A 23,235-nucleotide genomic window follows, 5' to 3' on the forward strand; every position below is an offset into this window, starting at 1 on the left:
CCCGGAGTGAAATCCGCACGCTGTCGTGAGGCATGCGGAGATGCCCTATGACAGCATTCTGAGGCAGACGCTGGCGGCCGCAACCGCATTGAAGGCAGAAAATCGCAAGCAATTTCAATAAATTATAAGTTTTGTTATTTTGCTTTGAATGACGCGCCATTGTTCGACTTTGCACGAGGTCGTTGCCGATCATCGGCGAGTAGGCGCCGTATCAAGCCGCCCGTGGCCGCACCTCGAACCTGCTGCGGCTACGGCCGCAAAGCTAAGGACTGTTGCGGCGCCGGCAATGGACACGATGGACCAGGGCAGAAGCGACGGCAGGTGAATGCGCAGCTGGCTGATATCGAGCGTGTAGCGCGACTGTCTCGGCTATCACACGCATGTCGTGCTCGAGACGAATGGCATCATCCTCAAAAGGAGCCGGCCTGACTTTTGACGCGCGCCGCGTTTCCGATATCTGGGGATTCGATACTGACTTCCTCGCGAACCGTCGATCCGCCGGAGAGGCGCCGGCCGAGCGTTTCGACAAAACGATCGTAGCGCTCAGCGCCCTTCGCACGTGCTGCAGGTCTCGACTGTTCCGGAATTGCAGGTGTCGACGTCAACCAAAAGCGAATGAACAGCGCTATTTGACCGTTGACATAAGTCAAAGTACTTCGCTCGCTCAGGCAAATGATTTGTCGGAGTTCATCAAGGATTGCTGGTCTAGCATGAATCAGTAAGCCAACCTGTCTTGATCCACTCGGAGTTCCCGCGTGCGAAATCGGCGAGCCAACAGATTCAGGTGGCCAGCAGATTCTCTGCTCACATCGCGTCGCGAAGCGAAGAACTTCCTCTACGATTCCGAGCATCAGTGCATGACAGAATTTCCGGTACCTGACGCGCAAGATTATGGGGCATAATGAGACTTCGAGACCTGTAGCGACTGCTGGTGCCCATCCCGAGGTGGTCCTCATGGACCCGTTCGAGGCGAGATCGGCGCCGATCTCTTTCTACGATACCGGGCTAGCGGGATTGGTCTCCCTGGATCATCAATTCCGCTTGGTATTATCGATCAGTGCGGCGGCCTCGACGTGGGGGCTGGTGCTAGCGGGCACGAGTAGCATCGAAGCGTCAGTAAGCCGTTCTTAGTGCTTCGATAGATGAACACGATCGAAAGCCTCGATGCGATGATGATATGTTACGGAAATTCACCGGAGCTTGCAGTCCAATGGATCAAGTATCAACCTAGCGGCCTGATCCGGGCATTCGGCTGCGTTCCTAGCAAAGCCCGATGTCTGAGCGATTCTTGATGAGAGGGTTGTGCACGGGGAGACAGGGATGCCAATTGTCGCTGCGAACGGAATCAAACTAACGTACGACGAGGTGGGCGACGCGAAAGCCCCGGTAATCTTGCTCATCATGGGTCTCGGCACGCAGATGATTGCGTGGCCCGAGGCATTCTGCGTCGCGCTCGCGCGACGCGGGTTTCGCATCGTGCGCTTCGACAATCGCGATATTGGCCTCTCGACGAAGTTTGAGACGGCGGCCCCGATCGACCTCGCGGGGGCCTTTGCGCGAGCGATGGCTGGGAAATCGGTCGACGCCCCCTACACGCTCGACGACATGGCGGCGGATGCCATAGGCCTCATGGACGCGCTCGGCATCGGCAATGCCCACGTGGTCGGCGCTTCGATGGGAGGGATGATCGCCCAGATCATCGCGGCCAGGTTCGCAAATCGCACGCGGAGCTTGACGTCGATCATGTCCTCGAGTGGCGACCCTAGCCTGCCGCCAGGCAAGCCCGAGGCGACGTCGGCGCTGCTTGCTCCCCGTCCTCATCCTGACGACCGCGAAAACGTTATCAAGGCGGGCATGACGATCCTTCGTGTCATTGGTAGCCCGGGTTTTCCGACGTCGGAGGCAGATCTTCGGGCGAAGGTCGAGCAGGCGGCCGATCGCTCATACTATCCACCCGGAGCTGGGCGCCACCTGCTGGCGATCCTTGCATCTGGGAGCCGGGTCGAACTCCTCAAGCAGATCAGGGTCCCGACACTGGTGATCCATGGCGCCGACGATCCGCTCGTTCCAATCCAAGGGGGCGAGGACACCGCCAGGCATATTTCTGGTGCTGCACTGAAGATCATTCCAGGTATGGGACATGATCTGGCAAACGGTCTCGTGCCCATCCTTGTCGAAGCCATTGCGGATCATTGCCTCGCAGTGGATGCAACACAGGTCCGCGGCAGTGCTGGAACGGCCGTAGCGAAAGATTCGAAAAATGTGCCCTGACGATAAGACAGTCAGACCACCGCCACTCGCTCTGCTCGCCATCGAGGGGCGCGGACTGCTGGATATTCCTGCGCTGCTCGCTGCGGCGCCCTTCCTGGCTGCCGCACCGCGAGGACAGCCGCACCCGGTGATGGTCCTGCCCGGGCTAGGGGCGGACGATCGATCCACCATCGCTATCCGTAGTTTTCTCGAAAGCCTCGGCTATCAGGTCCATGGCTGGGGCCGTGGCCGCAACGTGCGTGCGCCGGAGGCCGACCTCTCTGCCGTGACCACCCAGATCAGGAAGCTCCAGGCGGACTCCGGCTTGAAGGTCAGCCTCGTCGGCTGGAGCCGTGGCGGCATCATCGCGCGTGAGGTCGCCCGACAAAATCCGGCTGCCGTTCGCATGGTGATTACGCTGGGAAGCCCCTTTGCGGCGCCCGGCGCAAGCAATGTCCGCGCCGTCTGGAGGCTCCTCACAGGACAGAAATACGAGCCGCCAACCCCCGAGCGGGTGAGCCGGTTGGCCTCACCGATTCCAGTCCCGTCGACGTCGATCTACACCCGCGCCGATGGCGTGGTCGCCTGGCGCGCGTGCCTGGAGGAAGAGGGCGGCGAGCGGGAGAACATCGAGGTCAACACCACCCATATTGGCCTCGGCTTTCACGCGCCAGCCCTGTGGGTTATCGCCGATCGTCTCGCGCAACCGCCGGGAACCTGGAAGCCCTTTGAGCCAAGTCCGACGTTGGCACGATGGTTTCCTCGTTCGAGCTAGCCAGAAATAAACCGCTAATTCGCCGAGGTGAGGTCCCTGCGCGGCGCTCCGACCTGGGTATACCGAAAACTCTGTCCCGGTCGATGATATGGCGGAATCACCTAAGCTCGCGGGATGATCGGGCTTCTTTGTTCTGGCCGCCTTGACCTCGCCGTTCAAGTGGAAGTTCGACATGGGAACGACGCTTCGACATCAGCTGATCGTCTTGCGGCGGAGGCTGCAGGGTTGCCTCCGGCTGACGAACCATGATCGCTGGTGATCCAGCTGTATCGCTGGTTTCCATCAATTTGTCGGTCCTCACCATTGTTCGGCCCGAGACGCTCGTGCGTCGGCACAGGGGAGGATCAGCATCGAAAAAAAACGCTTCGGAGCGCCCACGATCCACGGCGAACTGCTTAAGCTCGAGTTTGAGGTACGAAGCTTTGAGATCCGCGTGATAAATTTTTGAAGTTGAGGTCCACCCCTGCATTCTTCCGCACGGATAGCGAAAGAAGTCCTTGATCAATTGGCGCTCCCCATTAGCACGGCCGTCATGGTCAGCACCGCAGACAGTAGTAGCCCGGATTTCTCAACCCGTCGAAGCGTGTAACATCGCTCTTGCTGGGGGCTGTCCTTTCATCCCGTAAGCCTTCCTTTCGAGAATTTTCCCAGCAAGGGGCCGCTGCGTGAGCGGCCCCTTTTTGATTTCGGGGACCCTTTGGAATATCGGCATAAGCGAAGCCCGACTCCGCGGCGAGGCGAGCCTCCGTCGTCCGAAGATCCGGTCGTGCCCCCCCGAGACGCCTACTGCGCGAAACCTCATCATCAGCAATCGGATCACGCGCGTTGGCCGCCTCTTCGTGTCAGCGCCTCGTTTAGCGCGCGGGCCGGCAGGTTTTGCAGGCTGGCGACGATACCGTGGCTCGCGATCCGCATGGCCAGCGCCTCCGGCACACGCCCATTGTAGGATCAATCCTCGCTATGCCTCTGCACCCCGGCCTCAATGAGTCGCCAGCCGCTTACACTTCCGGTGACGCACGGCGCACAGTAGCTCGTTGGCGTTCCCTGCCCCCGAGGCATTGATAGTTTGCAGGGCTGCCCGCCGGGCGGCATGATGGCGCATGTAACGCGCCGCCGATATACGAAATGGTCCGGCCACTACCCGCCTGGCGGTCCCGCGGATTGGGTCGCTGGCGGCCATGTCACCCGCAACATCCAATGCCATGGCGGCCGTGGGCGTAGGGTCGATTTTCATGTTGATGCCCTGCCTCAGGATCAACCGTGGTCTCGAGTTGGCTGGCGCCTGGTGTGTACGGTCTGCGGGGCAGCCGATGCGGCGAATATCGTGCCGAACTGGCATGACAGGATCGGGAACGCGGCGCCGTTCGGCAAGGGGCGGGGTCGTGATCGCCGGTCGATGAAATTCGCACTTTCGGACTAGTTCTGAATCGCAATTGCCGCGGGCATTTTCGATTTTACTGTATCCACAGTCGTGCGTATTGGCCGACGCCGACCATGCATCGCGCGATAAGGGATCGCCGCTCCGCACCCCCGGAGCGACGGTCCCGCCCAGACGAGAGTATGGAACTGGCCATGCCAGAAGTTGCGGAATGAGCTGTCCGGTGATCGCCCGGGCGGCTCGTCTCGCTTGAGTGTAGCAAGGCACGCAACCGGCTGGCGCCGGGAGTTTAAGCACTCCGTTTAACGTCGAAGCGATGAAGCGAACTCCAAAAGCAGTTGAGGTAAAATGCCCTGCCTGCAACGGCACCGGTTTTGAGCCGGTCAAAGAACTCCCGCCGCCTGGTTGGAAGGTATATCCGCCGAAGTGCAAGGTTTGCGGTGGCAAGGGTCGCGTTAAAGAAGAGGAAGCCCAGTGAGGCGGCCTTATTGATCGCCACCATCTAGGCGCTTGGGGCCCGCCTAGAGCGGGCGCGCAATGGAGCATCGCGGAATAGACCTTTCGGTCGTTCAATCGCTTTCATCCAAGGGCTGGAAATGGATTGTCCGCCTTGAGCCGGGAATGGAACCAAAAAACCTCTACGTTGAAGTAAGTCGTGGAACAAAAAAAACAGTTCCACGTTGTAATGTGTGCTGTCGTCATCTCATGGGGGAGCCTTGAGTGCTAGGGACAAGGTACCTGGCGCGTCAGGTCGCGGCCCTGTTGGACTATGCCAAGTCCACAGTGATCGAGCGATCGAGAAGGCTGGCTAGACAAAGCTCTGCCAGCACGTCGGCGCTCGACCGGGAAGCGGTCACCGAGCTCATCAGGCTCACCGACGCCCTGCTCTGCCAGTACGGCCTAGACATCGAACAGGTCGATAGAACCTTCCGCTGCTTCGCTACTGACGAATTTTTCGTCGTCACGTACATGGAGGAACCGGACCTCGCGCTCTATCGAATTTCGCAGCACGATCACGGTGAGAATATATCTCAAGTGTTTGTCGCGACGTGGCACTCCGCTTCGGGCACACCAGACCTGCGACTCTACTGTGACGGACCTTGGCGGAGAGAATTTCGGAGTTTCGCCAACAACTCATTCGACCCGGCTCCATCGCGAGTTCTCCATTGATAGGGGAAGGTCGTCCCTTTGGGTCGGGGGTCGAGTGCGGGGATCGCGCGACCGCACCTATTGAGGATATCTGGTGCGAGAAATCAGTGATTGCAGTTTAAGGGGACGCGCCGTGTCTTGTTTGATGTCCGCTATGCTAGCATCGCGACCAAAGTCCGCCGCGCAGCGAAATGACGCGATGGCCCATTGGCCGACGTCCTACCTTAGCGCGGGTCCGTTTCATTCCCAATACCGGACGGGAATACTCCCTGCCCCCAATTTCAGCCGCGAGCCACCTTTGCTCCTGCTCGGGCTGTCGTGTATGAGAGATTCAGCCCCGGAGTCGATGGCGTGAATGGTGCCGGCGGCGGTTGGCAGGTTCAAGAATCGCGATCTGACACCTCGACACAAGCGCGAACAGGCATTTCAACCGGGGCATGGCATGGCAAGTCGATTTGCGACGGCGCAATCCACCGTGGCGATGCGGCGTTGGGGAACTCCCGTCATAGTCTCACTCGCGGCGATGGCGCTACTTGCCGCGTTCAACGCCGCTGAGGCGCGACAGGCGCGCCCCGCGTCACCTATCGAGGCGACGGCGCCGCGCGATGCGGGCGAGCCGATCATGGCGATCGTATCGATTAAGAGCCAGCAGGTCACTTTCTACGACGCCGACGGCTGGATCCTGCGCGCGCCGGTGTCGACCGGCACCACGGGACGCGAGACGCCGGCCGGCGTGTTCGCCGTCATCGAGAAAGACAAGGATCACCGCTCGACCATGTATGACGATGCCGAGATGCCTAACATGCAGCGCATCACCTGGAACGGCATCGCGCTGCACGGCGGGCCACTGCCCGGCTACGCGGCCTCGCATGGCTGCGTGCGGATGCCTTTTGGCTTTGCGGAGAATCTGTTCGACAAGACTCGGATTGGGATGCGGGTGATCATCTCACCGAACGACGCGACTCCGGTCGAGTTCTCCCATCCGGCGCTGTTCATGCCGAAAGCGGAGTCCGTCGCGGCGGCGCCGGGTCGTGCCGAGACGCTCACCCACGAGGCCGCGGAGGCTATCAAGGCGGCCGACGAGGCGAAGAAGGCCGCCGCTATGGCGGCGCGCGAGAGTACAGCCCTCGCGGCATCGCTGCGCAAGCTGGAGGGGCTCAAGCGGAACGCCGACGCCGAACTCGCGTTCGCCGACAAGGTGCTCGCCGCCGCAAAGACCGACCAGGCCAGGGCGCAGGCCGAGGACCGCAAGCAGAAGGCCGCCGTCAAGGTCGAGCAAGCGGCAAAGCAGATCGCCGCCCTTAAGGCCGATGCGAGTTCGAAGCCTGACGCCGCCGTCGCCAAGACCGCCGCCAAAGCGGCCGAGATGCGGAAGGCTGAAGCCGCCAAAGCGGCGCGCGAGGCGACACTCGCGCTGGAGCCGGTCTCGATCTACATCAGCCGTGCGACGCAGAAGCTTTACGTGCGGCGCAACACGCATAAGCCGGCGCCGGACGGGGGCGGCGAGGTATTCGATACGTCCATCGAGGTTCCGATCACGATCCGCGACCCGGCTAAGAAGATCGGCACGCATATATTCACGGCGATGGCGCGGACCGACGCGGGCCTGCGCTGGAGCGTCGTCACGATCGACAACGGCGACGGCGCCAAAAGCGCGCTCGACCGCATCAGCATCCCGCAGGACGTGCTCGATCGCGTCGGGCCGACGGCGTTGCCGCGATCCTCGATCGTCATCTCGGACGAGCCGCTGAGCCGCGAGACCAACTATCGCACCGAGTTCGTGGCAGTGCTAAGCAACCAGCCCCAGGGCGGCTTCATTACGCGCAAGCCCACGCCAGCTGTCGAGATTGCGGACGGCAGCACCTGGGGCGGCGAAGGTTTCGGCGCCTTTTTCCAGCCCAGCTGGAATCCCCAACCCCAAATCAACAATACGCGTCAGCGCGGCGGTCAGCCCTATTTTCCGACACAACGGGGCTATCCGGCACAACAAGGCTATCCCGTGCAACAGGGCTATCCAATGCAACCGGGCCGGTGGTGAGACGCGGTACGTAGGCCGCATGGCAGCTCGGGGGCGATGCGCCCCAAGTCTGGTCTATCCCAAAAAGCGGACGTCAATCAGGAACAGCCACAAGACCACTTGGGATCATTCTCGACCAAGCCGAGACGGTAGCCGGCCCTGCACTGAGACCGAACTTTGGATCGCCGGAGGGTAGAGTTTTCCGGCGTGATCACGGTGGCGGGCTGGTTACGCCATCGCGATTCAGTAGCGCTATCGGCGGCTTGTTGCCGATTGCCCCGTGAGGCCGTTCTTCATAGTTGCGCCAATCCCCCAACTTTTTGCTCGCGTCCGCAAGGCTGAGGAACCAGTGCGTGTTGAGGCATTCGGCCCGGAAGCGGCCATTGAAAGCTTCGATGAAGGCGTTGTCGGTGGGCTTGCCGGGCCGAGAGAAGTCCAGAGTGACGCCGCGCTGGTAGGCCCACAGGTCAAGATCTCGCGACACAAACTCGGTGCCTTGATCGACACGGATCGTTTCCGGGAATCCCACTCCATTGCAGACTCCTTCCAGTATCTCCACGACGTCAGTGCCGCGGAAACTGAATCGTGGCGGCAAGTGGCATCCATCGTCACCATCTCAGCCTTCTTATGGACGGGAAATAGCGGCAGGCGCTAAGTCCAATCGCTAGACAAAGGACGGCATATCCCGCCAATCCGCCATATCGACAAATGAAGCACCATTATACAGGAGATCCTGCAACGGCGTGGGCTTGTCGAGCTGCCTCGGTATGCCGGCATAGCTGATCCGTTGGCCGTCTCGCTCGAAGACATAGTAGTCGGAGTCGCGATCGGAATGCACGATATGGGCCTCCTTGACCTTACCAATCGGAGTGTCGAGACAAACCCGAAAGTTGCTGATCCATGCCTCTCCCCGCAGGAAAACCTCGTCGACCAAGCGATAAACCCGATCAAGGCGAATCCTGTAAGACTCGCCATAGCGAATAGGGTCAGCAACAAAGAAAGTCAGAGGCTGAATACCAATTTCGGCGCCGCGATAGAGCAGCTCCATGATCACCGCTGGATGATCATTCACGCCACGCAGCAGAGGTGCTTGATTGTAAAGCGCGATGCCTGCCCGGTGCAGTCGTTCTATAACCGACGTGGTCACCTCACAGAGTTCGTAGGGATGGACGATATGCAGTACAAGCCGAATTTTGTACTTGGTCAGCAAATCTATCCACGCCTGCGTGACAATGGATGGGGAAAATACGGGCGCCTTGGTGTGGAAACGAATCGATTTCACCGACGGTACTTCGAGGAAGCAAGTAAGAGCCAGCTCAACGTCTTCGACAGAACAAGCCAGGGGGTCGCCGCCGGAGAAAATGACCTCCCGGACTTGAGGATGAGCAAGCAGGTACTTCTGTACGCTCTGGAGTACCTTAGGGCTGACGCCGTTGATTTCCCGTTTTCTTTTTGCTTCCAGCGCCGTGATGTCCGGCCTGAAGCAATATTGGCAATGCCCAATGCAAAATTGCGTCGGAAAGTAAAGCAGCTTCCTCGGATAACGGTGAACGACAATGTGTTCAAGCCCGTTTGGCATGTGCCCGAAATCATCAACGAAGTTCGGAACTCCCTCAGTGCTGTGGTCGAAGCGATCGCTTCTAGGAGCTACAATGGAATATAGGGGGCCATCGATGCGGCCGAGCAGCTCGATCTCCCTTTCTACCAAGATGCGATAGTGAGGGGGGATCTTCACGTCAAGCAGCGGTTCGCCGGCCTTGCGAAGCGCTTGCAACCGGTCAAAGTTTGATTCAGCAAGTGGCCCGAAGCCTTTCAATCGTTGCCCTCTCGAAGTTTGGAATTGATCACTTTCGCCGCTAAATGCGCCGCAAGCGCGCATGTTCGTCCGCCGATGTCGAGCGCTGGCACGACTTCCACCAAGTCTGTGCCAACCAGGCGGATCGGGGAAGACACTACAAGGTCTATCAATCCAACAATCTCGCGTGAGGTAAAGCCGCCCACCATGTGCTCTCCAGTTCCGGGAGCAAAGGCTGGATCCACACAATCGATGTCCAGGCTGAGATAGACGGGAGCATTCGCATGCTTGCCGAGGAGACTTGCAAGACGACTAATCCCTCTGGGCTCCGTCATCTCGGAACATGGAAAAACATTGACCGCCTCTTTGGAGATAAAAGCTGCGCCGCTGTGGCTCCACTGGAAGTCCCTGATTCCGATTTGAATGACGCGATTCCCGGAAATGGAACCATCTTGAATGAGGTTGCGCACCCAAGTCCCGTGGTTGTACTCGCAATCCCATTCGGCAGGATCAGTAGCGTCGTGATGTGAATCGAACTGGACCAACAATAAGTTTGGAAATTTCGCGGCAACGGCCGCCACTGCGGGATAGGAGATAGCGTGGTCGCCTCCGATCAGGAATGGCACGCCACCCTCAGAAACGATTCCAGCGACGTGGTCGTATATGAGCCGATAAGTGGTCTCCGGACGAAATCGTCGGATCCGAAGGTCCCCAAGGTCGATTCCGGCGGAGGCTCTGTTGAACAACTTGCCCTTCATCGTCGAATACGTACCAACTTTATTCGACCACTCCCTCAGGACGCGGGGCGCTTCGGCCGACCCTTGGCGTTCGGTGGACATTACATCCGACGGCACTCCAAGCGCCACGAACTCGTTCGGGCGAATGAGCCCATCCGTTCGAAAACCCATGAAGGGTTGTATCGGATCGACGAGGTCAAATTTGCTAGACATGTCGTGACAGTCACTGCGTTTAAAATCCGGCTCATTTTCGACCTCGACGATTTGGCCGTCAACAAGTCCATAAGCGCTCCGCAAATTAAGATCGCTCGCGATTTCCACTATGGTGCGGTCTGGCATGTTATCCGGATCGGTGCATAGAATGAACGCGCGGCGACCCATGAACCTGCACGGCACAATGTTTATTGAAACATCTCCGCCATACGCTGCGGACTCTAAGCGAATTCGTTGCTTGGGTAGCTCAAAATAGTGATCAAGCTGCAGATTAAGTGTCCCAGGGAAAAGGGACATACCGGTCAAACTGGTGTAGTGTCGATGGAGGCGCCTAATCCATCGACCGAAGTCTTTCTTCCCTGTTGAGACCCGACCACGCAACAAGACGTATGACGAACACATCTAGGATGCCGTGTGTTTCTGGACAAATGGGAATATGCCAGACTAAACCTTCGATTGCACGAATTATATCGGCTTTTGCAGTTTCGGGCACTGCCATCGGCAGCAGAATTTCGGTCGGTCCTCCGCACAAACGACCAGCCGGCCATTGGATCATCATGAAATGGTGCCGCTTGATGAACGCGTAGGGGTAATCGGCGGCGGAAATCTGCACCGTCATCTCTCTGTCCCCGCAGCTGAGGAGGTGGTCGCAGCGCTCCTGAACCTGGGATACCGCCGAGCTCGGTTCATTGACACGAAGGCGCCTGACTTTCTCGAATTGCTGTCGACGATAAGCGTTGCGCTGATCGCCCAATTCGGGATGTTTGGTGACGATGGATCGCTCCAAGGTACGCTGGCAACTCTGAACATTCCCTACTCCGGCGCCGGGATATTGGCGTCGGCGATAAGTACGGACAAGGTGATCTCCAAGCGGCTTTTCCGCGAAGCGGGATTGAGCACGCCAGACTTTTGCGTGTTCGACCCGACGTTAGATTCTGTCGATGCGGCGCGACTAATCACGCGGGAGCTCGAGTTTCCGTTGGTCACCAAGCCCGTCCGGATGGGGGGCAGTTACGGAATAAGGTTAGCTGTAAACGGAGACGATCTTGTGAGAAATCTTGAGCAGAGCAGCGAGTTCAGGCCGCTGTTCGCCGAGACCTACGTACCGGGCCAGGATCTTACCGTAACCTTGCTGTCGAACTGCGAAGGACGTCTTGAGGTCCTTCCTGTTCTCGAATTGAGGTATGCGCCTGGGGTTTCGCTTCCAACGGCCGAGAACTTGCTCGGCCCGGAAGCCGTCCGGCGACAGATACCAGCGCAGATAACCGCGGAGCTGGAACAAGACACTCAGAAAATGGCCCTGTCGGCATTCGAAATCATCGGCGCACACGGTTTTGGACGAATAGATTTTAAGTTGGACCGAGATAATCAACTTTGGGTCCTTGAAGCGAATCTCTTGCCTTTCTTTGGTCCGCGGAGTGATATGGCCTTCGCTGCTGCGGCCCACGGGATTGAATATGAGGACTTGGTCGGGCGCATCTTGAACACCGCGCTCACCCGTCCGATCGGCAGGAACTGACCGATGCGCGGATTTTCGCTCGAGTCCTTCCCCTACTCCAGCTTCGGTGCCTTGCTACGGGCGGACGCTCACAAGGTACCGACAGACATCGATCCGATTGAACTCGAGTCGCTGGTGTCGAATTATGGGGCGGTCCTTCTACGAGGAATCCCCGTTCATCTTGAAGGCTTCGAGACTCTAACACGCCTGTTTGGTACGCCGGTTCAGGCGCACATAAACCTGCATCTGGAACGGCAGCACCACACCAGACAAGCTCTCTCTCGGGCCAGCGTCGGCCTTGATGGATTCACGCGAACTGTGAACGCCGGTAGCTCGGCGATCAACCCACACAGCGAATCGTACTACAGTCCTTTCTGCCCGGACCTTGTTTGGTTCCTATGCAAGCAGCCGCCCAACAGTTTTGGGAGAACCGGGCTTTGCGACGGCGTGGAAGTCTTGGCTCACCTGCCGCCTGCGATAAGGGGCCAGTATGAAAAACTCGAGATGGTGAACCATTCAATTTTTGATGCGGCCATCTTTTGCGCGCTATCCAATATCGACAGCATCGAGACCAGCTTTGCGCGAATACGCGAGACCCGACGACTGGATCTCTCCTGGATGATGCATAGGGACGGGCGCTTTGAATTCACCTATCGCGCGCCGATGATAAGAAAGACTCGTTTTGGAGGCGCCAGAGCCTTTGCGAACAATGCGCTGGGTGGCTCAGGCGCTTCCCTCGACGAGTTCAAAGCCGACGGCCGCCCTTTCCGCCGCTCGCACCTTGAAAAGTATGGTGTCACGCCTTCGATGGCGGATGCCGGCCTCGAGACAGCCGAAAGGCTGATGGCGTGGATATCCTGGGAGCGTGGTGATTTGCTGGTGCTCGATAACACTCGCATCATGCACGCACGCGAACCGTTTCTGGGCGGCCGGGAGATTTTGGTCCGCATGAGCGCGAGCAGAACAGGAAATTAATGCAGAAGATCAACGAACGTATCCCTTCCGATAAGATCATAGCGGACATTCACACCAACGGGTTTGCAATCGTTGAGAATGTCATCGAAGAACAGGCGTTGCGCCGGATTAAGACTGAAATGTCCAGCCTATTCGAACTGGCCAGTTTCGGTGAAAACGAGTTCCACGGCTATCGAACACGCCGGATACATGGTTTGCTGGCCAAAACGCGCGCCCTCGATGTCCTGGTAATGCATCCCGTGGCTTTAGTTGTCGCTGAGGCAATTCTGGGCGCGGAGTTCCAATTGTCCATCGGAGTTGGCATAGAGATTTTGCCAGGGGAGAGCGCGCAACCACTGCATCGGGAAGGCGATCTATATCCCTCCGTTCGCGCCGATGTAACAACCGTTCTTAGCAGCATGTGGACTCTTACAGAGTTCACCGAACGCAACGGCGCAACGCGCATGGTGCGCGAAAGCCATTTGGGTCGAGAGGGGGCAACCGTGGTTGCTACGGCCGGGCCGGGATCGCTGATCTTATGGCAAGGCAAAACTCTTCACGCAGCTGGCGCAAATTTAGACTCCACGTCCCGTATCGGAATAAACTTCGACTACAATTTGGGATGGCTGAGACAGCAGGAAAACCAATATCTTTCAATCCCGCCGCCTATCGCAGCGAGACTGCCTGAGCGTCTGCAGAGGCTAATCGGTTATCAGATGTCGTCGCGCGGACGCTTGGGCCAAGTTAATTTTGAAGATCCGATCAGATTGCTGCAATAGCACAAAGCGCCGCCCGCCGAAGGCTTGTCGCCAGCACATGGCACCGCCGACCGGCTCAAGCCTGAAACTCTGTGCTTATGATCAAACGTAACCGAATGAGAGCCAGCCACCATCCACCACTAAGGCCTGTCCGGCGATGTAGTCCGCATGTTCCGAAGCGAGAAAAAGTACAGCGTGAACGACGTCCGCCGGTGCCCCGAGTCGCCCCACAGGAATCCGTGCCTCAACCCGTCTCAAGAACTCACTAGGGCCAGATTGCTCAAGGGGGTGCTTTGTCTCCACGCGAACCATTCCCGGTGCTATCGCGTTGACTGTGATTCCATGTTGCGCCCACTCGACGGCCAGCGAGCGGGTAAGCTGCAGAACACCTCCTTTGGCTGACGCGTACGCCGCGCGTTCGGGAAAGGCCGTAAATGACAGTAGGGAAGCGAAATTCACGATCCGGCCCCACCTTCGGGGTATCATGTGGCGAGCCGCCGCGCGACACGCGAAAAAAGTTCCAACCAGATTGGTTTCTATAGTTCCGCGAAATTGCTCGTCAGTCACGTCGACCGAGGGGCCCAGATCGAAGCCACCTGCGGCATTGACGAGGATATCCAGCCGGCCAAACGTGTCCACCGTCTTTGAGATGGCCCGGTCGACTTGATCCGAGTGCCTGATATCGCCAACGAGCGGTATGGCGGTTTTTCCCTTTGCAATCGCTAGGGAAGCTGTTGCTTCGATCTCCCTTCGCGTACGTGCGAAAACCGCAACGCTCGCTCCTCTCTCGGCAAATGCGAGCGCAACCGCTCTGCCAATGCCCCGACCGCCACCCGTAACAAGCACGACACGTTCGTCAAAACGCATGTGGGCCTCAATGGGCGAACATGGACATTGCGCGACATGGGACAATACGATCTCGCACGCCTGTTTTCATCGCAACCCCTATCGCAAAGAGCAAATTTGATCCCACGGGTGGAAGTTGGACATCTGGCGCAAAGCGACACACAAGGAGTTCTACTCCGCTCGTTACGTTGAAGCGAGCGATCGGCCCAAGTGGGACGATCAACATCATATTAAAGTTGTAGAACGAGGCAAATTATACTGTTATGATTGCACTGGCGCGAGGGCTTGGCAATGTCGGGAAGCGGGGTAAGCTCCGATTTTGAGCGTGAACGCGAACTTGAACGCGGTTGCCCGGTCGAAATACGCAAGCAGGCCTTCACGTCCCGCACGCTAAGATTCCTGAACAGCTACGAACAACATCCGTTGAGTGAACTCACCTGGTACAATGCTTCGGCCGGGGCCAAACTTATTGATCTAGTTGTTGAAGGCGTTATCGACTGCAACGGAGTGGCACTTGATGTAGGTTGCGGTGCCGGCGCGGAAGCCATGTTCCTGTCGCGTCAAGGCATGTATGTCGTCGGGCTCGACATGTCGTTTGCGGCCTTGTCAAAGGCCGTCGCAATGCAGAGCATCATAGGTACAAGGGCGAACTGGGTCAGGGCAGATGCGTTGCAGCTTCCCGTCCGAGATTCGTGCGCGGATGTAGTCAACGATTCCTTCTTCTTTCACAACGTCAGGGACAGTGTCAGGGCGGAATATGCCTGTGAAATATTCCGGGTCCTCAAGCCCGGCGGAATATTGATCATCCGCGGCTATTCTGATCGCATGAGCTCCGGATCGGGTCCTAGACGGCTCACATCTGACGACCTCACGACCACGTTTTCTCCTGGCTTTATTCTCGAGCGCCTTGATCGCTTTCGAAACGTGCCGTCCGAGAAACGCCAACATCAGTGGCACTGGTTATCCATCTGGAAGCGCCGTAGCACATTTGGCACGACTCATTTGTCTGCAGAAACGGATTCCATGGGCTAATGGTGAGCAACGACAAGCAAGCCATCGAGAGACCTCTTTCGAGCGCCGAGGTAGCGGAACTTGAATTGCACGCTCGGTCTATTCGTCGATACATTTTGGAAGCCGCGGCGCGAGGACGGCAACATATCGGATCTGCACTCTCGATCGTCGACATATTGACGATTCTTTATTTCCGACATTTACGGCTTGATCCGTCCAATCTCGAAAGCGGTGCCGGCGATCGCTTTCTTCTAAGCAAAGGACACGGAGCGTCGGCGCTGTATGCCACGCTTCTCGAGCGCGGCATCCTAGCTAAGGAGATCTTCTCGACATTCGGTTTGCCCGACAGCCGTTTGTGCGGGCATCCAACTGCAGGTACGCCTGGCGTGGAAATCTCCACCGGTTCGCTGGGACACGGTCTTGCAATTGCCGCAGGCATGGCCCTTGGAGCAAGGCTCGATCGTTCTCCCATGCGGGTGGTCGTTTGTTTGGGTGATGGAGAGCTCAACGAGGGGTCGAATTGGGAGGCTGCCCTTTTTTCTGCCCACCAGAAACTTGCACCTCTGGTCGCTATTGTGGATCGAAACGGGCTCCAACAAGAGGGACCAACGGAAGAAGTTGCGTCGCTGGAACCGCTCGCTCACAAGTGGGAATCGTTCGGCTGGAGCGTTTGCTGCGTTTGCGGGCACGATTTTCCGGCGCTCCATGCAGCTCTATCGGCGAGCTTTTCGTCCAAACGTCCAGCAGCAGTCATCGCCAAGACTACCAAGGGCCGGGGCGTCTCTTTCATGGAGAACCGAATGGAGTGGCACATGGCCCAGCTGAGCGGTAGTGAACTCGATCGGGCGCTTCTGGAGCTGAATCAAAATTGATGCTGAGGCGCCCACGATGGACATGCGAAATGCGGTCGCCGACGAAATCGCGGAGGCTGGTCGACGCGACGCCAGGCTGGTCTCCATCGGGGCAGACACACGTCTGATTTTTAAGCACTTCATCGAGCTTTTCCCCGAACGCTTTGTCGACGTGGGGATTGCCGAGGCGACCGCTTTTGGAGTTGCGGCCGGGCTCGCGCGCTCCGGCCGCTGCGTGATCGTGTCTGCGATCGCCGCCTTCTTGCTGCGTCGAGGCCTGGAGCAACTCCGCATCGATATAGCCGAGCCGATGCTCCGAGTGGTCATACTTGGTGTTGGCGGAGGCATTTCTTATGGTCCGCTCGGAACGACTCATCTTTTTTGCGAAGATCTGGCGCTCGCCCGTCTCGTGCCCAATCTAAGCGTTCTGGCGCCCTTCGATGCGATTGACGCAAAACGTGCCTTTCAATGGGCCATAAAGACGCCCGGCCCAACATACATACGCTTGATTTCCAGCGAGCGGCTTGTACCCCGTTTGCCGTCTTCGTCATCGGACCCCAATCCATTGGTTGCCGAAAAATTGCACGAAGGTGCCGATGCGCTGGTTCTCGTTGCCGGGCGCTGCGTGCTTGAGGCGGTCACCGCCGCCGGAGAGTTGGCGGAGACCGGAGTGATGATAGGCGTTCGACCGGTTACCTCGCTTCGACCGTTCCCCACGGAAACCATTGTAGACGACATTCGCCGCTCGAAGTGCGTCTTGACAGTCGAAGAGCACGTGCATCTTGGCGGGCTAGGTGCAACAGTTGCCGAGCTGATGATCCAGTTTAGCATTGTTCGACCGCTTGTCCGGCTCGATCTGGGCGAGGCGGTGACACGCCATGGCTCGCCGGAAGCTCTAATGAGATCCTGCGGCGTTGATGCGGGGGCAATCGTGTCCGCAGTCCGAGGGCTCGTGGCCTCAAGCCGCGCGAGATCGACGCCATGACATCCATTCTTCTAAGTGGCGCAGCTAACGGGTTTGGCCCGGCCTCGAAAGCGGTTGCAATCGCCCGACACGTGCATGGATACGAGCGGATCTTCGTCGGCAGCGGAATTGCTCGTGAATTCTGTGAACGAAATTCGGAGTTCTTTGAAAAGATTGTCGGGCCGGAGGAGCTGAGTGAAGACTTTTTGCGCCATTGTAAATTTGGTCTGATCGTCATGGAACACGATATCGCGTTCCAACTTTTCAAAGCGCGCGTTCCCTTCTTCTTCTTCGACAGCTTGCTCGATTTCTGGGAGCTACCCGCCGGAATGGAGCGCGTCGCCAATGTTGCCGGCGCCATTCTCTCAGAACAGCGGGACCGGATCAAAGACGCCCTATACTCAGGTCTGTCCGTCCACGAACGCAAAGTTCTCTGTCACTTTATTGCCCGACGGTCATTTGCGCAAAATTATCCAGGAGTGCATCAAAGGCTCGAAGCGATGCAGGAAGCGGGTCTCAGGCATACGGAGATCGTTGGCCCGATTGTTAGAGCGTCGCGTGCGCCAGATGAGGCCGAACGGAATCAGGACGGCTGTTCGCATACCGGGCGGTTCTCACTACTAATCAATCTAGGTGGCGTCCGAAACTTCGTGATCGAATTCAACAAGAACGACCACTACATCGCTCTTCTTGAACAATGGGCTCGACGCTATCTTACGGAGACCCCGACGGGCTCGCAAATAACTATCTGTTGCGGGCGGTACACCGTTTCCAGTGAGAACTCTGTCGGTTACCGCACGATCACGACAACATGCCTTGCTCACGACGTCTTTATGTCCGCTATTCAAACAGCTGACATCGTACTGAGCGCGCCCGGCCGGACCTTTATTCAAGAGGCGGTGCTAATGGGTGTTGTTCCCATATTGCTGCCGGAGCAACACAGAAGCCAGGCAGTCAATTTAGCCGGTCTTGCGAGAACGCCTTTCGCGGAGTTCTGTCTGCCGCTATCTGAAATACTAGACGGCAAGTCAATTCCGCAGGATGACAAGTCCGGGTCCCAGGCCATCATCGAATGCAGCCTGAAAATTCTCAACACGGGAGATCTTTTTGAACGGTTCGACCGCCTGCTCCGTTCCCGGATCGATTATCTCCGCAGTCTCAACTCAAGCGAGCGTCTGCGCATCATCATCGAAATGCGGAAATTGATCGGGGGTCAGTCGTTGAAGGAGGTCATGCGAGGCATTCTTTGACCAGTCGGCGAGATTGTCCGAATGAGCGAGCACCTGGCCGTTTCAGTGCGCAGTGAGATTGAGTATCTATTGGTATCACAGGCGCATGAGCTCTTGGGACTTCCGGCTGACGCCGAAGTGCAGTTCAGTCGACTTCATCCTGCGCGGAACCGACAACACCGGGTGCGAGAATTTCTCATTGCCTCGGTGCAGGGCGCTCCTCGTCTAATTAGCAAGCGAGGTACGGATCCGCACGATACCAAGGTACGTCGGGAGACCTCCGTCCTGGCCGGATTGATGCAGTCCCGGTCCGAGCCAGGGGCGCGGTTGATAGCCGCTGGTCGCGATGGATTTGTCGCACCATATCTGTGCGACATAGATCTGCCGGAGCTCTGGCCCCTACTCTCTGAAGCTCGCAAGGATCAATTGCTCGATACGGTCGTAGACTGTATGGCCGACTTTCATGCGCAGGTCCTGACAACGACGCTAATCGAACCGTCGCGAAGTTTCGCTTCCGCGGCAGTCGCCGGCGCGCCGCTTGGACCAATTCACGGCGATCTTGGCCCTTGGAACGTACGCTGCTCAAATAGTGCAGATCGAGTTGCATTTGTCGACTGGGAGGACTTCCACTTCGACGGTCCTCAGGCCTTCGACGTATTGAATCTGCTGCTCACGATGTCCATCGTCGAATTCCCCGACTTCCGACAACGCGGTTTCGAGTGGTTGTACAGCACAGTGTTTATTGAGCCGACGGCGGCGTCGCGGATCCTTAGACGCGGTCTGCTACGATACGCAGAAGCGAGGAGCACTGATCCAGAACTGATACTCGCGCATGTTCCGCTGTTCTGCCGGTATATGATCGATCGCATTGAAGAGGAGCAGCGTTCGACCGGAAACTTCTACTATCGGTACTTCGAGCAAACGTTTAAGCTGAGCGACGTTGGATCCCTTTTTCGCTGAGTGTGATGGCGGTGCATTGGCGCTCCTTCGAAACGATCGTTGTCGGCGGCGGCCCTGCGGGCCTTGTGTGCGCGCTCGAACTAGCGCGCCAGGGACGGTCGGTTGCGCTCGTTGAAAAAGGCGGACGCGTTGACCACAGCCTCTGCCCGGTCGTCGCAAGACGTATCGGAAATGGAGCAAGCTACCGGGACGCCGCCAAGGCGCGATCGCAGTGTGGGCGCTGCAACTGCCTCCATGGTGTGGGGGGTGCCGCCCTGCATTTCGATTCAAACCTCGGATATGTGCGCGGCCTGACCCGCGCGAAAATCGAGCGCGACGCCGATGGCGCCGTGCAGGCCTTCAGTCATCTGGAAAGAACGCTTGGTTCGATGGAAAGAGCGGCATTTCTGGTGCGCCGATGCTACGAGCTTCTTGCGGAATACGGGCTCCCACTCGGAAATGCGCCACAGAGATCATCCGTCAGTCCACAGTTTGAGCGTCAAAGTGCTTTCGAGCATATAGACACTTCGGAAACCTTTCCGATGACGCTCGAAATGTCCCTAGCGTTTGTGAGGGCCGTTGAAGCCGATTTTGAAGATCGCGGGGGCGTCCTCCTCCCCTACCATCGGTCCGAGGCGATCGAAGCCGGTACGCAGCGACGCTGGCGGGTCGTCTGCTGCGTCCCCGAAGGGACAACTGTTATTCTGGAGGCGGACAACGTTGTGCTTGCCGTGGGCAAGATCGCCTTGCCCTGGCTCACGCAAGCCGCCCGGTGCCTAGAGATTGCCGCCGCTCCTTCGCCTGAAATTGAGGTCGGAGTGCGGCTGGAGGCGCGCATCGAGCAAATGGAGCCACTCATAGCCAGTTGCGACTATCCAAAATTGAGCTTCATATCAAAACGCGGCGATGCCGTTAGAACATTTTGCCTGTGTGCGGGCGGCCGCTTGATGCAATATGAGTTTGCGGGCGCCGTGATACTCGACGGACAACATTGCTATCAGGATCCAACATCGTTTGCGAACATGGGAATCATTACGCGAGCGCATGTCGAAGACGGAACGCAGTTCGGCCTTGAGTTCGCGCGCCGGATAACCGCAGCCGGATCCGGCCAGCCGCTGGTCCAGACGGTGGGCGATTTTCTCAGGAACAGGCCGACAGACTCGATCCCAGCGGGCGTCGGTACCCTTCGGTACTACACTGCGGGCAATCTTCGGATCTGGTTGCCAGACTTCCTGGTCGAAGACGTTTGTGGAATGATCGAGCGGTTGAATACGCTGTTCCCCGGAACGGTTCGTTCTGACGCGCTGCTGGCGGCGCCCGTCGTCGAACGTGTTCAACCGGATTTTCGGTTGACTGAAGATCTATCCACCAATCGAGCGGGAATCTACATGGTCGGCGACTGCTCCGGGAAGGTGATAGGCATTACTTACGGTGCCGCTACCGGGCTTCAGGTCGCCGACTCGATTGCGAATGGCTGACGTTTCATGAACAGGCTTCGTCACGCGATCGTGGGCTGTGGGCGCGTCGCTCCAAATCATGCGTTCGCCTTTCAAGCAATTCCCGATTGCGAGGTCACGATCGTCTGCGACCGGGAAATTAGCAAGGCAACTGAACTTGCTTGCCAATACGCGATCCCGAGAGCGGTGGCGGATGCAAGGGAGGTCTTTTCGGATCCCACCATCGACTCCGTATCCATTGCAGTCGATCACGCCGCCCATGGCCGTTTGGTTCTGCAGGCATTAAAGGCCGGCAAGCATGTTCTGGTCGAGAAACCGATCGCGCTCGATCCCCAGGAGGCAGAACAGGCAATTTCAATCTCGGAACAAGCGGGACTGGTTCTTTCGCCCGTGTCGCAGCATCGTTTTGACCCCGTTGTTCGCTCCGTGCAAAGGGCGATCGAAGCGGGTGCCTTGGGGCGCTTGAGCGCAATTTGGACGAGCCTCGTTTGCGGTCGCGACCCGGACTACTACCGAACCAGTTACTGGCGGGGTACCTGGGCAGGAGAAGGCGGTTCGCTGCTGATGAACCAGGCGTATCACGCGGTCGATTTGATGCACCTCCTCGCGGGGCCGTCGCGACCGGGCGCCTCAGCCATGAGCAATGCCTATCTGGGGTCCGTAATCGAAACGGAAGACACAGTAGCCGCCATAGTGAGTTTCGAAAACGGCTGCATAGGAACCGTTTCGAGCACATCTGCTGCAAAGGACTTCTGGCATAGCAGCATCACGGTTGTCGGAACACGCGGTACCGTCGAATTCGATATCGGGCATCCAACCAAGCTCAGACATTGTTCCTTGGTGGATTCGCGTACGGAAGAACACATTCGCGCCGCATGTCTCGCGCCGAGCCGCCCCCCACCCGGCGTAAGCTACTATGGCGCATCGCACGTGGACCAGGCGGCAGATTTTTTATCGGCGATCCGAGATGGCCGCCGTCCAGCCGTTACGGCCCGGGATGGCCTCCTCACGCTTGAGCTGATCAGATCGCTGTATAGGATCGCAAGGTGGTACTGAGCCAGGATGGCTGCGGCAGGCATCCTCCAAGTCCGGACCAGAGATATTACATGACGCGCGCAACGGGGGTAGCGGCATCGAAATCCCACAAGGCAAGCGGCGAGTTCTGCCGATCGCACATGCACCTGGCAACCACCTGCTCTCCGTGAGCGGCCATCCGGTTTGGCCTGTTGCGAAATCACTATTCGCGCCATTTGTGGTCTAGTAAGAGACGTCCCCCTCGGCTTGAAGCTGAGCGCCCGATTGGATCGATCCCGAAGAACGATAGACCTCGTTGGCGAGTTTCCAAAAGCGGACTGGACCTGTGAAGTCTCTGCGCGCTCTGAGATGAGACTAGAGCGTCATGCGAATGCTAGGTGGGATTGGCCGCGTGAAAAAAACGGCGACCCGGCTTCCGAGGCTGGTCAGGCCCGGGCCATTCACCAAAATCGCGATCACGTACATGCAGGACATGAGGCTGGCCGTTTTAGTTACCCTTACGGGGCTGGAATGCCTCGACTCGATCCAGTTTCACGCTTCAGCGCGTGATAGATCCCGCGCCCGAAATGCGCCTACAGCAGCAGCCGACCTTGCTCCCATCTCAGCCAAGATCTTCTTGACACGCTCTGAAGTTGCAACTAGTTTCGACGGCTTCACGTGTAGGATGAGACTCCCCCGTTTAGGGTCGGGTAAGGGAGAATCAGTGATGCCTACGAACAATTTCGGTGACTTTCTTTCGGGTGAGCAGCGAGAAGCGCTCGCCGAGATAGCTCAGCGACACAAGGCCTCCCAGCAAAAGTTTACCAAGGCGTTAGGTGTTCTTTGGAATGCCCAGCTAGATTTGGCTGTGGCTAGTCAAAGTAGCAGCCTTCTGCGGGAGGTGATGGCGAGACCATTGAATTTCGCGGATGATTGTAATTGCTGCAGCGACATCGTGATCGTTTTTCTGCCTCGATCGGCACAAAGCTGAAAGGAGCGGGTCATGGCTCACGACGAACAAACCAGAATGACAGAGCCGCCGTGCGCTGGACCGTCTCCAGACAAGGAAAAGAAGCGGCCGGTTCAGATTATTACTGACGATATTTTCTCTCGGGGGGCGACGCCAGAACAAATGGAAGCGTTGCAAAAGGCTGTCGCCGCGCACAAGGCGGCACAAGTGGAGCTAATGGAGGCTGCCGGTTTGCTTTGGAACGCCAAGGTCGACGCGGCCATGACAATAGGTGGATCGCACGGAGCGAGCGTCGCGATGTCGCAACGACTTAGCTTTTTCGACAATTGCACCTGTGGTCCCTGCCCAATAGTCATTCATTGCTGGTAGGGATGATTTTGCGTTGATGCTGCGGTCCGACTGGGCCGTTGAGGTGCCCGCGAAAAAGCTG

21 protein-coding genes and 1 pseudogene are annotated in these 23,235 nt (G+C 57.9%); 15 read left to right on the plus strand and 7 right to left on the minus strand.

Annotated elements, in window-relative coordinates:
- Positions 1–410: 410 nt before the first annotated feature.
- Positions 411–650: a hypothetical protein gene (locus tag JQ553_RS25485; protein ID WP_249144583.1), complete on the minus strand. Its 240-nt coding sequence runs from the start codon at positions 648–650 to the stop codon at positions 411–413.
- A 715-nt stretch (positions 651–1,365) separates the two neighbouring features.
- Between JQ553_RS25485 and JQ553_RS25490 the strand changes: the two genes are divergently transcribed.
- Complete coding sequence (locus tag JQ553_RS25490) at positions 1,366–2,271, plus strand: alpha/beta hydrolase (RefSeq protein ID WP_312015199.1); 906 nt, start codon at positions 1,366–1,368, stop codon at positions 2,269–2,271.
- The gene (locus JQ553_RS25495) at positions 2,261–3,025 is read left to right on the plus strand and encodes a triacylglycerol lipase (protein ID WP_212502787.1); all 765 of its coding nucleotides are present in this window, start codon (positions 2,261–2,263) and stop codon (positions 3,023–3,025) included. Before JQ553_RS25490 ends, JQ553_RS25495 begins: the two co-directional genes overlap by 11 nt.
- 97 nt (positions 3,026–3,122) lie before the next feature.
- Here the strand turns inward: JQ553_RS25495 and JQ553_RS25500 are convergent, their stop codons facing one another.
- Positions 3,123–3,530: a hypothetical protein gene (locus JQ553_RS25500; protein ID WP_212502788.1), complete on the minus strand. Its 408-nt coding sequence runs from the start codon at positions 3,528–3,530 to the stop codon at positions 3,123–3,125.
- Between the two features lie 2,464 nt (positions 3,531–5,994).
- Between JQ553_RS25500 and JQ553_RS25505 the strand changes: the two genes are divergently transcribed.
- Complete coding sequence (locus tag JQ553_RS25505; RefSeq protein WP_212502789.1) at positions 5,995–7,590, plus strand: L,D-transpeptidase; 1,596 nt, start codon at positions 5,995–5,997, stop codon at positions 7,588–7,590.
- 190 nt (positions 7,591–7,780) lie between these two features.
- Here JQ553_RS25505 and JQ553_RS25510 read toward each other — a convergent pair.
- The 4 genes and pseudogenes from JQ553_RS25510 to JQ553_RS25525 all read right to left on the minus strand — a co-directional run.
- Positions 7,781–8,164: pseudogene (locus JQ553_RS25510) on the minus strand (integrase core domain-containing protein); the annotation flags it as partial.
- A 69-nt stretch (positions 8,165–8,233) separates the two neighbouring features.
- Positions 8,234–9,385 carry a radical SAM protein gene (locus tag JQ553_RS25515; RefSeq protein ID WP_212502790.1) on the minus strand — a complete coding sequence of 384 codons (1,152 nt, stop codon included), beginning with the start codon at positions 9,383–9,385 and terminating at the stop codon, positions 8,234–8,236.
- Positions 9,382–10,440 carry an arginase family protein gene (locus JQ553_RS25520; protein WP_409363092.1) on the minus strand — a complete coding sequence of 353 codons (1,059 nt, stop codon included), beginning with the start codon at positions 10,438–10,440 and terminating at the stop codon, positions 9,382–9,384. The genes JQ553_RS25515 and JQ553_RS25520 overlap by 4 nt, the downstream gene beginning before the upstream one ends.
- A 205-nt stretch (positions 10,441–10,645) precedes the next feature.
- Entirely contained in the window at positions 10,646–10,933 is a 288-nt protein-coding gene (locus JQ553_RS25525; protein WP_212502792.1) for a hypothetical protein, read from the minus strand.
- 24 nt (positions 10,934–10,957) lie between these two features.
- Here JQ553_RS25525 and JQ553_RS25530 point away from each other — a divergent pair, with 24 nt between their 5' ends.
- Genes JQ553_RS25530 through JQ553_RS25540 form a run of 3 tightly spaced genes read left to right on the plus strand, consistent with a single transcriptional unit; the run spans position 10,958 to position 13,545 of the window.
- Positions 10,958–11,833, plus strand: a complete 876-nt coding sequence (locus JQ553_RS25530; protein WP_212502793.1) for a hypothetical protein — start codon at positions 10,958–10,960, stop codon at positions 11,831–11,833.
- A 3-nt stretch (positions 11,834–11,836) separates the two neighbouring features.
- Positions 11,837–12,787: a TauD/TfdA family dioxygenase gene (locus JQ553_RS25535; RefSeq protein WP_212502794.1), complete on the plus strand. Its 951-nt coding sequence runs from the start codon at positions 11,837–11,839 to the stop codon at positions 12,785–12,787.
- Positions 12,787–13,545: a phytanoyl-CoA dioxygenase family protein gene (locus JQ553_RS25540; protein WP_212502795.1), complete on the plus strand. Its 759-nt coding sequence runs from the start codon at positions 12,787–12,789 to the stop codon at positions 13,543–13,545. Before JQ553_RS25535 ends, JQ553_RS25540 begins: the two co-directional genes overlap by 1 nt.
- Before the next feature lie 81 nt (positions 13,546–13,626).
- Here the strand turns inward: JQ553_RS25540 and JQ553_RS25545 are convergent, their stop codons facing one another.
- A complete protein-coding gene (locus JQ553_RS25545) occupies positions 13,627–14,391 on the minus strand; it encodes an SDR family NAD(P)-dependent oxidoreductase (protein ID WP_212502796.1) in 765 nt (254 codons plus the stop codon).
- A 270-nt stretch (positions 14,392–14,661) separates the two neighbouring features.
- Here JQ553_RS25545 and JQ553_RS25550 point away from each other — a divergent pair, with 270 nt between their 5' ends.
- The 9 genes from JQ553_RS25550 (at position 14,662) to JQ553_RS25590 (ending at position 23,174) form a co-directional block, all read left to right on the plus strand.
- Positions 14,662–15,402, plus strand: coding sequence for a class I SAM-dependent methyltransferase (locus JQ553_RS25550; RefSeq protein WP_212502797.1), 741 nt, complete (start codon positions 14,662–14,664; stop codon positions 15,400–15,402).
- Positions 15,402–16,253 carry a transketolase gene (locus JQ553_RS25555; RefSeq protein ID WP_249144584.1) on the plus strand — a complete coding sequence of 284 codons (852 nt, stop codon included), beginning with the start codon at positions 15,402–15,404 and terminating at the stop codon, positions 16,251–16,253. Before JQ553_RS25550 ends, JQ553_RS25555 begins: the two co-directional genes overlap by 1 nt.
- Positions 16,254–16,269: 16 nt before the next feature.
- A complete protein-coding gene (locus JQ553_RS25560; protein WP_212502798.1) occupies positions 16,270–17,217 on the plus strand; it encodes a transketolase family protein in 948 nt (315 codons plus the stop codon).
- Positions 17,214–18,446 carry a hypothetical protein gene (locus JQ553_RS25565; RefSeq protein ID WP_212502799.1) on the plus strand — a complete coding sequence of 411 codons (1,233 nt, stop codon included), beginning with the start codon at positions 17,214–17,216 and terminating at the stop codon, positions 18,444–18,446. Before JQ553_RS25560 ends, JQ553_RS25565 begins: the two co-directional genes overlap by 4 nt.
- Before the next feature lie 21 nt (positions 18,447–18,467).
- Positions 18,468–19,385 carry a phosphotransferase gene (locus JQ553_RS25570; protein WP_212502800.1) on the plus strand — a complete coding sequence of 306 codons (918 nt, stop codon included), beginning with the start codon at positions 18,468–18,470 and terminating at the stop codon, positions 19,383–19,385.
- A 5-nt stretch (positions 19,386–19,390) separates the two neighbouring features.
- Positions 19,391–20,842 (plus strand): FAD-dependent oxidoreductase, encoded by a 1,452-nt coding sequence (locus tag JQ553_RS25575; RefSeq protein WP_212502801.1) that lies wholly within the window; start codon positions 19,391–19,393, stop codon positions 20,840–20,842.
- Positions 20,843–20,848: 6 nt separating this feature from the next.
- Entirely contained in the window at positions 20,849–21,877 is a 1,029-nt protein-coding gene (locus JQ553_RS25580) for a Gfo/Idh/MocA family protein (protein ID WP_212502802.1), read from the plus strand.
- 685 nt (positions 21,878–22,562) lie between these two features.
- On the plus strand, positions 22,563–22,826 hold the full coding sequence (locus JQ553_RS25585) for a hypothetical protein (RefSeq protein WP_212502803.1): 264 nt from the start codon (positions 22,563–22,565) through the stop codon (positions 22,824–22,826).
- A gap of 12 nt (positions 22,827–22,838) precedes the next feature.
- Positions 22,839–23,174, plus strand: coding sequence for a hypothetical protein (locus tag JQ553_RS25590; RefSeq protein WP_212502804.1), 336 nt, complete (start codon positions 22,839–22,841; stop codon positions 23,172–23,174).
- Positions 23,175–23,235 lie beyond the last annotated feature (61 nt).

It is taken from the genome of Bradyrhizobium lablabi (assembly GCF_018131005.1).
Lineage (GTDB): Bacteria > Pseudomonadota > Alphaproteobacteria > Rhizobiales > Xanthobacteraceae > Bradyrhizobium > Bradyrhizobium lablabi_D.

Coding starts and splice junctions, on each gene's coding strand:
- JQ553_RS25535 (WP_212502794.1), top strand. CDS start 11,837: ATGCGCGGATTTTCGCTCGAGTCCTTCCCCTACTCCAGCTTCGGTGCC.
- JQ553_RS25585 (WP_212502803.1), top strand. CDS start 22,563: ATGCCTACGAACAATTTCGGTGACTTTCTTTCGGGTGAGCAGCGAGAA.
- JQ553_RS25540 (WP_212502795.1), top strand. CDS start 12,787: ATGCAGAAGATCAACGAACGTATCCCTTCCGATAAGATCATAGCGGAC.
- JQ553_RS25495 (WP_212502787.1), top strand. CDS start 2,261: ATGTGCCCTGACGATAAGACAGTCAGACCACCGCCACTCGCTCTGCTC.
- JQ553_RS25525 (WP_212502792.1), bottom strand. CDS start 10,933: ATGACGGTGCAGATTTCCGCCGCCGATTACCCCTACGCGTTCATCAAG.
- JQ553_RS25575 (WP_212502801.1), top strand. CDS start 19,391: ATGGCGGTGCATTGGCGCTCCTTCGAAACGATCGTTGTCGGCGGCGGC.
- JQ553_RS25520 (WP_409363092.1), bottom strand. CDS start 10,440: ATGCCAGACCGCACCATAGTGGAAATCGCGAGCGATCTTAATTTGCGG.
- JQ553_RS25570 (WP_212502800.1), top strand. CDS start 18,468: ATGAGCGAGCACCTGGCCGTTTCAGTGCGCAGTGAGATTGAGTATCTA.
- JQ553_RS25545 (WP_212502796.1), bottom strand. CDS start 14,391: ATGCGTTTTGACGAACGTGTCGTGCTTGTTACGGGTGGCGGTCGGGGC.
- JQ553_RS25505 (WP_212502789.1), top strand. CDS start 5,995: ATGGCAAGTCGATTTGCGACGGCGCAATCCACCGTGGCGATGCGGCGT.
- JQ553_RS25560 (WP_212502798.1), top strand. CDS start 16,270: ATGGACATGCGAAATGCGGTCGCCGACGAAATCGCGGAGGCTGGTCGA.
- JQ553_RS25580 (WP_212502802.1), top strand. CDS start 20,849: ATGAACAGGCTTCGTCACGCGATCGTGGGCTGTGGGCGCGTCGCTCCA.
- JQ553_RS25550 (WP_212502797.1), top strand. CDS start 14,662: ATGTCGGGAAGCGGGGTAAGCTCCGATTTTGAGCGTGAACGCGAACTT.
- JQ553_RS25590 (WP_212502804.1), top strand. CDS start 22,839: ATGGCTCACGACGAACAAACCAGAATGACAGAGCCGCCGTGCGCTGGA.
- JQ553_RS25555 (WP_249144584.1), top strand. CDS start 15,402: ATGGTGAGCAACGACAAGCAAGCCATCGAGAGACCTCTTTCGAGCGCC.
- JQ553_RS25565 (WP_212502799.1), top strand. CDS start 17,214: ATGACATCCATTCTTCTAAGTGGCGCAGCTAACGGGTTTGGCCCGGCC.